We start from the raw sequence: 11169 nt of genomic DNA, 5'->3' as shown, positions 1-11169 counted from the left end.
ACCGGGATGATGGGCATGAAGTCGTTGCCGTCCGCGCCCAGGCCGTGCAGCCAGATCACGCTGTGGGTGGGATTTTCGGCGGTTTGCTTTTCTACCGTTTCAAGCTTCGTCATGACAATTTTCTTGGCGTTGAAAGTTCGATCCTACCGATTCCGGCTGCGGGATTTCATGGCGCGGTTCGCACCTGGACTTCGCTGATGAGATCGGGCTGCACCGGGCTGTCGAGCGAGGCCACCTGGCCCATGTTCAGCGGCATGTCACGCGCATCCCCACCTGGTAGGGCAGCGAGGTCACGGCCGGCTTCGTCGTCGAGGCCTGCACACCGGACGGCACAACCAGCGTGCATGCCAGAGGCCATGTCCATATCCTGTTCATTGCGAAATCGTTCTAGTTGGATGTTTTTCCAGGCGACGCAGGCCCAGGCTCGCGCAGGCCCAGCTCAGCTGCGAAAAAGCTCAGCGCCAGCGCGGTGTTGCCTACGCGCTGGCTGAACGGGGCACCGATACCGTGGCCGGCGTTCATGCGCGTGAGCAACACGATTGGATGGCCAGAGGTATTGGCGTGCTGCAGCGCGGCGGTGAACTTGCGCGACTGCCACGGCGCCACGCGCGGGTCGTTTGCGCCGGTGGTCATCAGCACCGCCGGGTAGGCCGTGTGCGGCTTGACATTCTGCAGCGGCGAGTACTTCAGCGTGGCGCGAAACTGCGCCGGATTCTTCACCGAACCGTATTCGCTGACGTTGTACTTGCCGTTGGCGAAATGGGTCTGGTGTCGAATCATGTCGTAAATGCCGACCTCCGACACCACCGCACGATAATCGTGCGGATGCTGCACGATCTGCGTGCCCATCAGCAGACCGCCATTGCTGCCGCCCATGATTCCCAGATGCGCGGTATCTGTCCAGCGGTCCTTCTTCAGCGCCTGCGCGGCGGCGTGGAAGTCGTCGAACACGTTCTGCTTGTGCAGTTTCTGGCCCTGGGCGTGCCAGCGCTCGCCAAATTCGTTGCCGCCGCGGATGTTGGCAAAGGCATACACGCCGCCACGCTCCAGCCAGGCCAGGTACGCGCCAACGAAGTGTGGCTTGATCGGGATATCGAAGCCGCCGTAGCTGTACAGGATGGTCGGGCGTTTGCCGTTGGGCGTGACGCCCGCCATGGAAAGGACCGTGACCGGAATCCGCGTGCCGTCTTTCGATATGCCCTCGATACGGTGGGTCTGGATCCTCGCATACGCATCGGAGGCCGGCTTGACCTCATACACGGTAACCAGCTTGCCGGTGGTGCCGGCATAGCGTACCCAGCGCGCGGGCAGTGTCCAGCCAGAGTAGCTGATCAAGGCACTGTCGCGGCCGCTTTCCGAGGCGATGCTGCCGACCCCGATCCCGTGCGCAGGCAGGTCCACGCGGCGAACCCTCCGGCCATGCTCGTTGTATTGCGTGACCCACCAGTCCGGGCCCTTGCTGTAGGTCACCAGAAAACCGTTGCCGATGGGCGCCACCGACTGCATGGCGCCCTTCTGCTGGGGCAGCAGCACGTGCAGCTTGCCACTCGGCTCACGCACCAGCAGCTTGCCCCGCGGGCTGCCGTCAAAGGCCGTCATCACCAGGCGCTGGCCGACCCAGGTCGCCTCACGCACATTGGCCTGGCGGCCAAGCAGCTTGTGGAAGCGCCCGTCCTGACGCAGATAGACTTCGGCTGCGCCGCCGTCGCCGATGTTGGCCAGCACCGCCAGGTGCCGGGCGTCCGGCGAGGTCAGCAGGCGATATTCGGCCACCTTCGAGTAGCCCTTGCCGAACACGCGGGTGTCGGTTGCCGCGGCGGTGCCAAGCACGTGGTGCACCAGCACTGCATTGAACTGCTTCACTTTCTTGCCGTCGGCCGGTGGCGCAAAGCGTACATAGGTGAAGCCGTTTTCGTCGGCGTCCCAGGCGACGCCTTGTGGCGTGGTGCCACCACCGGCATAGGGCAGGGTATCGGGCAATTCCTTGCCGGTTTTCACGTGCAGTACGTGCAGCGTGGTCAATTCGCTGCCCCCTTTGGCGGTGCCGTAGGCGAGATAGTCCCCGTTGGGGGAGGGCCAGTAGCCGGTAATCGCGGTATTGCCCTGGCTGTCGGCACTGTTGAGGTTGACCAGCACCTGCGCGCTACCGTCCGGCCAGGCCTTTGCCACCAGCACCGGCTGCGGCTGCGGCGGGGTTTCGCGCAGATAGAACAGGTTGCCGCCCGCCATCAGCGGAGACGAACGGGTGGTCGAAGTGATGGCCAACTGGCGCACCCGCCGGGTCATGGCGGTGTGGTCAGGCATGCTGTCGATCACCTTTTCGGTGTAGGCGTTCTGCGCGGCAATCCACTTTTGAACGGCGGGACTCGCGGGATTTTCCAGCCACCGGTAGGGATCGTGCACCACCACGCCGTGCAAGGTGGAACTGGCGGCATGGCGTGCGGTCGGGGGTGGTGGCGGAACCGCGCCGGCGATGGTGGAGGATGCGGCAAGCAGGACGGCAACAGACAGAATGACGCGCATGACTGGGGACCTCGGGCGGGTAACGCAATCACACGAGCCTACCGCCGCAGCGCCCCGGTCGCACCTGACTTATGGCACATGAGCGCCGGATCAGGCCGGTGAAGCGCTATCCTCAAGGCTTTCCAAGGGGAGTCATGCATGCGCCGTTTCGCCTTCGCCATTGCACTGGTCCTGACCTGCGCACCTGCCCTCGCAGGCACGCTCACGGTCAACAAGATCATGGCCAACCCGGACTGGATCGGACCAGCGGTGGAGTCCCCGTATTGGAGCGCCAACGGCCGGTTCATCTACTATCGGCTCAAGCGTGACGGCAGCCAGATCCGCGACCTCTACCGCGCCGACCCGGCCACGGGAAAGAGCGTGAAACTGGATGGCAGGGCCCAGGCAAATGCCGACGGCCGCTCCGTGTTCAATAACCAGCATACGCGCGCCGCGTTCATTCGCCATGGCGACGTGTTCGTGCGCGAGATCGCCACCGGCCGTCTCCTCCAGGTCACCGCCACCCCGCAAACCGAACGCGGCGTGCAGTGGAGTTCCGACGGCGATGCGGTGCAGTTTCGCATCGGCAACACCTGGTACCGCCACGCGCTCGCGAGCGGAACGACCCGCACCGTGGCCGTCCTCAAGTCCGCCGACAACCCCCAGGATGCCCAGCCCGGACAGCTTGAACGCCATCAGCTGCGCCTGTTCTCCGTATTGCGTCACGCCAGAGCCGAGAAGGACGCCGAACGCACTCACCAGAAACAGCTCGATGCCAGCGACACCACACGCGATGCAACGCCATTCTGGCTGGGCAAGAAGGTGACCATCGTCGACAGTGAGCTGTCACCGAATGGCCGCTGGATGCTGGTGGTCACGCAGCCCCGTGACCATGCGTCGGGCCGCGCTCCGGTGGTCAACCACTACGTCACCGACTCGGGGTACATCCATCCGGAGAAGGCCCGCACCTACGTCGGTCGCAACCCCCCGGCGCCGCAGTCACTGGTGCTGCTTGACCTGTCCACGCACAAACAATTTTCGCTGTCCCTGGACGCCTTGCCCGCAATTCACGACGACCCGTTGGCCAGCCTGCGCGCCAGCCGCCAGGCGCAGCTGCGCAAGGACGGCCATGATGCCGAAGCCAGGGCTCTCGACGCGCCGCAAACCCGCGGCGTGCGCATCGCCGACGGCGGGCCGGCCACCATGTCCTGGAGCGACGACGGCACGCAGGCCGCGGTGATGCTGCGTGCCATCGACAACAAGGACCGCTGGATCGCCAGCATCGACTTCCCGCAACACCGCCTGGTGCCCCAGGACCGCCTGCATGACCCGGCCTGGATCAACTGGAACTACAACAGCTTCGGCTTCCTCCCCCACAGCCACACGCTGTGGTTCGAGAGCGAGAAAACCGGCTACGCCCAGCTCTATGTGAAGCCGCTGGACGGCCATGCGAAACAGCTCACCTCCGGCCACTTCGAGGTGCGCCTGCCGCAGGTCTCGCCGGACGGCAAATGGTTCTACGTGGTTGCCAACAAGCAGGCGCCCGGGGCCTACGATGTCTATCGCGTGCGCGCCAGCGGAGGCGCGCTCGAGCGCGTGACCGCCTATCAGGGCCTGTACGACTTCGAGGAGCCGACGCCGTTCCACCTGTCGCCCGACGGCAGCCGCCTGGCGGTGCTGCATTCCTCGGCGTACGTGCCTCCGCAACTGGCCGTGATCAACGTGGACGGCAGCGGCGGCCGCGAACTGACCGACACGCGCACGGCCCAGTACAAGGCCATGCACTGGGTGCAACCGCAGATCGTCAAGGTGCCCTCCAGCCATGGCCACTTCGAGATCTACGCCAAGCTGTACAAGGCCGCCGATTTCGACGCCAGCAAACCGCATCCGGCGGTGCTGTTCGTGCATGGTGCCGGCTACCTGCAGGACGTCACAGACAGCTGGTCATATTACTTTCGCGAACAGATGTTCAACAACCTGCTGACCCAGGAGGGTTACGTGGTGCTGGACATGGACTATCGCGGCTCGGAGGGCTACGGCCGCGACTGGCGCACCGCGATCTACCAGCACATGGGTCATCCGGAACTCGAGGACCTGCTCGACGGCAAGACCTGGCTGGTCGAGCACGACCATGTCGATCCCAAGCGCGTGGGCATCTACGGCGGCAGCTACGGCGGCTTCATGACCGAGATGGCGCTGCTGCGCGCACCCGGCCAGTTCGCTGCCGGCGCGGCCCTGCGTCCGCCGGCGGACTGGATGACCTACAACGACGAATACACCTCCAACATCCTCAACGACCCGCAGCTGGACCCACAGGCCTACAAGGTCAGCTCACCGATCGAATACGCCGCCAACCTCAAGGATCCGTTGCTGATCTGCCACGGTCTGATCGACAACAACGTCATGCCGACCGATTCGATCCGTCTGTATCAGCGGTTCATCGAGCTGCACAAGGATCACTTCTGGTTGTCGTTGTACCCGACGGAACGCCACGGCTTCGTGCATGCCGACGACTGGCGTGATGAGTACACCCGCATCCATGCGCTGTTCACGCGATACGTGAAACCGGCGCACGTCGACTCCAGGAACCCCTGAGCCGCACCCGACACCCGGATCCCGTCGTCCGATTCGATGGCCGGGCTGCAGATGCAGTCCGGCCCTTGTCGCCTCGCAATGCCGCAGGCACGTGGCCAGGCGGCATACAGCAACGCCGTAGGCGTTCAATGCCTGGGCCGGGACGCGTTTACTGGATTGCACAGCCTGTGCACGGACGCACCCAGCTGACCCCTGTCGCCATATCTTCCGCGACCGGACATCCTCGGCTCAGCGGTCCCCCTGAACCACGATCGTCAAGCGGCAGGCTGCGGTCGTTGAAATTTATTGAACTGGAAAGTATTCTATTTCGCCACGGCATCCCGCCGTCAGGGACGACCCGGGTCATGGCCCTTACCCAATTGAGGTTCGTTTCACCGACGACCGCGGTGCGAATGTTCGCGCTCGCAGCCTGCATGTTCATGCTCGGCTGCGCCGTCGGTCCCGATTACCGGCGCCCCGATGCCCCGCGCGTGGATCGTTATACTGCCCGGCCGTTGCCTGACGCCACCGTGAAAGCCGAAGCGGCCGACGGTGATGCTCAACGCTTCCTCAAGGGGCGTGACGTTCCCCAACACTGGTGGACCAGTTTCGGCAATGCCGAACTCGACCGCCGTGTCCGGATGGCGCTGGAACACAGCCCGTCGATGGCCTCGGCACAGTCGGCCCTGCGCCAGGCGCAGGAAAACGCCATGGCTGCGGGCGGGGCCCTCTTTCCCGCGCTCGATGCCGGCGCGGGGGCCGCCCGTGAAAAGCTGTCGGCAGCACAGTTGGGCACCCCCGGTGGGGTGCGCCCGTTCACGCTGTTCAACGCGTCGGTGAACGTGCGCTACACGCTGGATCTTTTCGGCGGCGTCCGCCGCGGCATCGAGGCCAGCCGCGCCCAGAGCGACGTCCAGAAAGCGCGCCTGGACAGCACCTACCTCACCCTGGCGGGCAATGTGGTGACCGCCTCGCTGCAGGAGGCCTCGCTGCGCGAACAGATCCGCGCGACCCGGCAGATCATCGACATGCAGCGCAAGACGCTGGCCATTACCGAACGGCAGCAGGAGATCGGTGCAAGTTCGTTTTTGGACACACTGGCGATCCGCGCCCAACTGGGCACCAGCGAAGCGGCCCTGCCGCCGCTGCGCGCCCGCTTGGCCGCGGTACGCAACCAGCTCGCCACCTACCTGGGCGTGACCCCGGCGCAGTTGCAAGCTGCACCTGTGACCCTGGATGCAGTCGAACTGCCACGCGCGGTGCCGGTCAGCCTGCCTTCGCGGCTGGTCGAACAGCGGCCCGACATCCGCGCGGCCTCGGCACAGCTGCATGCCGCTTCGGCCGAGGTCGGCGTGGCCACCGCAGCCATGCTTCCACAAATCACCCTGTCCGGCAGCGGCGGTTCGCAGGCGCTTAGTGCCGGCGACCTGTTTTCCGCCGGCACCCGCGCCTGGTCCCTGGGGCTCAACCTGACCCAGCCGCTGTTCCATGGCGGCGCGTTGCTGCATGGCAAGCGCGCCGCGCAAGCCGCGCTGGACCAGGCAACGGCAAACTGGCAGCAGACCGTACTGGTCGCATTCCAGAACGTCGCCGATGCGCTTGATGCGCTGCAATACGACGCACAGACGCTGGCCGCCCAGGCGGTTGCCGAACGGGCGGCCTCGCAGCGGCTGGCGCTCGCGCGCGAGCAATACCGGATCGGCGCCACCGGATATCTCGACCTGCTCGATGCCGAACGCAGCGACCAGCAGGCCCGCATCGCCCTGGTCCAGGCCCGTGCCGCACGCCTGACCGATACCGCCGCCCTGTACACCGCGCTCGGCGGCGGCTGGCGCAACAAGACCCGCACGACCCCGCCTGCCGCACCCGCCCACGCATCTTCCACCGCTTCCAACTGAGGAATACGTGCATGAGCACGCGCGACGACAAAAAGCCCAGCACCCTCAAGCGCATGATCTGGATGATCGCAGCCGTGCTGCTGCTGATCGCCGTGATCGCCGGCATCAAGGTATGGCTGGTGCTGCGGATGATCCACAGCATGCCCAAACCCGCGCCGGCCACGGTCAGCACCATCCGCGCCACAGACCAGTTGTGGCAGCCGTCCCTGCAGGCCGTGGGTACGCTGCGTGCCGCGCAGGGCGCCGAGCTGGCCATGGACGTATCCGGACTGGTCACGGCGGTGCACCTTAAATCCGGCAACGTCGTCAAGCAGGGACAGGTACTGCTGCAACTTCGCGACGGCGACGACGTCGCCCAGCTGCACCAGCTGCAGGCCAACGCCCAGCTGGCAAGGATCACCTTCGACCGGGCGCGCCAGCAACTGGCCGCGCAGGCGATCAGCAAGGCCAGCTACGACAACGCCGAAGCCAACCTGAAGGCGCGCCAGGCCGCAGTGGCGCAGCAGAAAGTGACGGTATCCAAGAAACAATTGCGCGCGCCGTTTGCCGGCCGGGTCGGCATCATCACCATCAGTCCGGGAGATTACCTGAGCGCGGGCAGTCCGGTGGTGACCCTGCAGCAGCTCGATACGCTGTACGTGGATTTCTTCGTGCCGCAGAGCGAACTCGGGCGGCTCAAACCGGGGCAGCTCGTCCACCTGAAACTGGATGCCTACCCGGACCGCACCTTCGACGGTACGCTCAGCGCGATCAGCCCCAAGGTCGACACCAGCACGCGCAACGCGCGGGTCGAGGCCACCGTGCCCAACCACGATCATCAACTCACGCCGGGGATGTTCGCCAAGGTCAGCGTCGATATCGGCAGCCCGAAACCGAGCCTGACCCTGCCGCAGACCGCCATCGTCTACAACCCCTACGGTGACACCGTCTACGTGGTGCACCCTTCGAAGGGCAAGGACGACCAGGGCAAGCCACAACCACCGACGGTGAAGCAGGCCTTCGTATCCACAGGCACGACGCGCGGCGACCAGGTCGTGATCCTCAAGGGCATCGGCGTCGGCACCGAAGTGGTGACCAGCGGCCAGATCAAGCTCAAGAACGGCGCGCCGATCACGATCGACAACCGCGTGCAGCCCGCCGACAGCGCGAACCCCACGCCGCAGGAACACTGAGCCCCGCCATGAAATTCACCGACCTGTTCATCAACAAGCCGGTCCTGGCGATCGTGGTCAGCCTGCTGATCCTGGTGCTCGGCCTGAAGGCCGCCACCAGCCTCACCGTGCGTCAGTATCCGAAGACCGAGAACGCCACGGTCACCGTGTCCACCGCCTACTATGGCGCCGATGCCCAGACCATGGCGGGGTTCATCACCCAGCCGCTGGAGCAGGCGATCTCGCAGGCGCAGGGCATCGACTACCTGTCCTCATCCAGCGTGGCCGGCGTGTCCACCATCACCGCCACGCTGCGCCTGAACTACGACCCCAACCGTGCGCTCACCGAGATCACCACGCAGGTCAATTCGGTCAAGAACCAGCTGCCGGTACAGGCGCAGCAACCGGTCCTGCATGTGCAGACCGGCCAGACCATCGACGCGATGTACCTGGGCTTTTACAGCGATGACCTGCCCACCAACAAGATCACCGACTACCTGGCACGCGTGGTCAAGCCCAAGCTCGACGCGCTCCAGGGCGTGCAGACCGCCGAGTTGCTCGGCGCCCGCCCGTTCGCGCTGCGCGCCTGGCTGGATCCGGCCAGGATGGCAGCCCGTGGCGTTACCGCTACCGACGTGAGGAATGCCCTGGCGGCCAACAACTATCTCGCCGCGGTGGGCTCGACCAAGGGCCAGGCAGTGACCGTGGACCTGACCACCGACAGCAACCTGCATACGGTGGACCAGTTCAAGCAACTGGCGATCAAGCAGGACCACGGCTCGATCGTGCGTCTCGAGGACGTGGCCAGGGTGACGCTGGGCTCGGACAACTACGACTTCAACGTGGCCTTCAGCGGCAAGCGATCGGTGTTCATCGGCATCAAGGTGGCCCCTGACGCCAACGTCCTGGACGTGGCCAAGCGGGTACGTGATGCGTTTCCGGGTATCCAGGATCAACTGCCCGGCGGACTCACCGGCAAGCTCATCTACGACGGCACCGATTTCGTCAACAGCTCGATCCACGATGTGGTCAAGACCCTGGTGGAAGCGCTGCTGATCGTCACACTGGTGATCTTCCTGTTCCTCGGCAGCCTGCGCGCGGTGATCATTCCGGTGATCGTCATGCCCCTGTCGCTGATCGGCACCTTCTTCTTGATGCAGGTGCTGGGCTATTCGATCAACCTGCTCACCTTGCTGGCCCTGGTGCTTGCGATCGGCCTGGTGGTGGACGACGCCATCATCGTGGTCGAGAACGTCGACCGGCACATGAAGGAGGAACACAAGAACGCGTTTCAGTCCGCGCTGCTGGCCGCGCGCGAGCTGAGCGGGCCGATCATCGCAATGACCGTGGTGCTGATCGCGGTGTACGCCCCGATCGGCTTCCAGAAAGGTCTCACCGGCGCGTTGTTCACCGAGTTCGCCTTCACCCTGGCTGGCGCGGTGACGGTATCGGCGATCCTCGCACTGACGCTGTCGCCGATGATGACCTCCCGGTTCTTCAACAGCACCCAGGAAAACAACCGGTTCGTGCAGTTCGTCGACCATCAGTTCGACCGCGTGCAGCAAGCGTACAGGCGCATGCTGCATTCGGTCCTGTCCACCAAGTCGGTGGTGATCGTGATGGCCGCCCTGTTGCTGCTTGCCACCATCGCCCTGGGCATGACCGCAAAATCGGAACTCGCGCCGGAAGAGGACCAGGGCGTCGTGGTCGGTCAGATCACCAGCGCGCCCGACACCACGGCGCAGCAGATGAATGTCTATGCTCAGCAGATGTACAAGCTTTCCAGTCAACTGCCCGAATACCAGCAGATGTTCCAGTTGACCGGCGTGCCCACGGTCAACCAGGGCATTGGCGGCGTGCTGTTCAAGCCGTGGGACCAGCGCAGCCGCAGCGCCCACCAGCTGCAGCAGGTGCTGCAAGCGAAATGGAACACCATTGCCGGTGCCAAGATCGCGGCCTTCCAGTTTCCGCCGCTGCCGGGCTCGACCGGCCTGCCGATCCAGATGGTGATCACCACCACCGAACCGTTCCAGAACCTCAACGAAGTGGCCAGCAAGGTGCTGGCCAAGGCCCAGGCCAGCGGCAAGTTCTACTTCATCGATTCCGACCTCAAGATCGACAAGCCGCAGAGCAAGGTTTCACTCAACCGCGACATGATCACCTCGCTGGGCCTGACCCAGCAGGATGTGGGCGCTGCACTCGGTGCTGCCCTGGGCGGTGGTTACGTCAACTATTTTTCCATTTCCGGGCGCTCCTACCGCGTCATCCCACAGGTGCTGCAGGCCGACCGGCTCAATCCGGACCAGGTGCTGGACTACTACATCAACACGCCCGGGGGATCGGTGATCCAGGCCCGGACCGTGGCAAAGATCACGCATGAAGTCGTGCCGCGTTCCCTGAACCATTTCCAGCAGCTCAATTCGGCGACGATTTCGGGCGTATCGGGCATGTCGCAGGGCCAGGCGCTGACCTTCCTGAGAGACCTGGTCAAGCAGGTGGCGCCCACCGGATACAACGTGGACTACTCCGGCCAGTCGCGACAGTTCGAGCAGGAATCCGGCGGGTTCGGCACGATTCTGCTGTTCTCCGTGATCATCGTGTTCCTGGCCCTGGCCGCGCAGTTCAACAGCCTGCGCGATCCCATCGTGATCCTGGTCTCGGTCCCGCTGGCGCTGTTCGGCGCACTGATCTTCGTCAACCTGTTCACCAGTCTCAACATCTACACCGAGGTCGGCCTGGTGACCCTGATGGGGCTGATCAGCAAGCACGGCATCCTGATGGTGGAGTTCGCCAACCAGTCCCAGCTCCACGGCATGAGCAAGCGCGAGGCGATCGAGCATGCCGCCGCCGTGAGGCTGCGCCCGATCCTGATGACCACGGCCGCCATGGTGCTCGGCGTGATGCCACTGGTGATCGCCTCGGGCGCCGGCGCCGCGGGACGCTTCAACATGGGCCTGGTGATCTCCACCGGCATGGCCATCGGCACGCTGTTCACCCTGTTCGTGGTGCCCGCCTTCTACCTGCTGCTTTCCACCGACCACCAC

Annotated in this window: 5 protein-coding genes and 1 pseudogene; 4 read left to right on the top strand and 2 right to left on the bottom strand. The window is 64.7% G+C overall.

Features of this window, described 5'->3' with window-relative positions:
- Positions 1-113: pseudogene (locus PF446_RS09090) on the bottom strand (carboxylesterase); the annotation flags it as partial.
- Positions 114-387: 274 nt separating this feature from the next.
- Positions 388-2523, bottom strand: a complete 2136-nt coding sequence (locus PF446_RS09085; protein WP_298071109.1) for a prolyl oligopeptidase family serine peptidase — start codon at positions 2521-2523, stop codon at positions 388-390.
- Positions 2524-2661: 138 nt separating this feature from the next.
- Here PF446_RS09085 and PF446_RS09080 point away from each other — a divergent pair, with 138 nt between their 5' ends.
- The 4 genes from PF446_RS09080 to PF446_RS09065 form a co-directional block, all read left to right on the top strand.
- Positions 2662-5097 carry a prolyl oligopeptidase family serine peptidase gene (locus PF446_RS09080; RefSeq protein WP_298071108.1) on the top strand — a complete coding sequence of 812 codons (2436 nt, stop codon included), beginning with the start codon at positions 2662-2664 and terminating at the stop codon, positions 5095-5097.
- A 128-nt stretch (positions 5098-5225) separates the two neighbouring features.
- Positions 5226-6974 (top strand): efflux transporter outer membrane subunit, encoded by a 1749-nt coding sequence (locus PF446_RS09075; RefSeq protein ID WP_343224672.1) that lies wholly within the window; start codon positions 5226-5228, stop codon positions 6972-6974.
- An 11-nt stretch (positions 6975-6985) separates the two neighbouring features.
- Positions 6986-8146: an efflux RND transporter periplasmic adaptor subunit gene (locus PF446_RS09070; protein WP_298071107.1), complete on the top strand. Its 1161-nt coding sequence runs from the start codon at positions 6986-6988 to the stop codon at positions 8144-8146.
- A gap of 8 nt (positions 8147-8154) precedes the next feature.
- Positions 8155-11169: efflux RND transporter permease subunit (locus PF446_RS09065; protein ID WP_298071106.1), on the top strand; the 3015-nt coding region annotated here is incomplete at its 3' end.

The organism is Oleiagrimonas sp., from assembly GCF_027858935.1.
Taxonomy (GTDB): domain Bacteria; phylum Pseudomonadota; class Gammaproteobacteria; order Xanthomonadales; family Rhodanobacteraceae; genus Oleiagrimonas.
This window is presented reverse-complemented; position numbering and strand designations above follow the sequence as displayed.

Coding starts and splice junctions, on each gene's coding strand:
- PF446_RS09085 (WP_298071109.1), bottom strand. CDS start 2,523: ATGCGCGTCATTCTGTCTGTTGCCGTCCTGCTTGCCGCATCCTCCACC.
- PF446_RS09080 (WP_298071108.1), top strand. CDS start 2,662: ATGCGCCGTTTCGCCTTCGCCATTGCACTGGTCCTGACCTGCGCACCT.
- PF446_RS09075 (WP_343224672.1), top strand. CDS start 5,226: ATGCCTGGGCCGGGACGCGTTTACTGGATTGCACAGCCTGTGCACGGA.
- PF446_RS09070 (WP_298071107.1), top strand. CDS start 6,986: ATGAGCACGCGCGACGACAAAAAGCCCAGCACCCTCAAGCGCATGATC.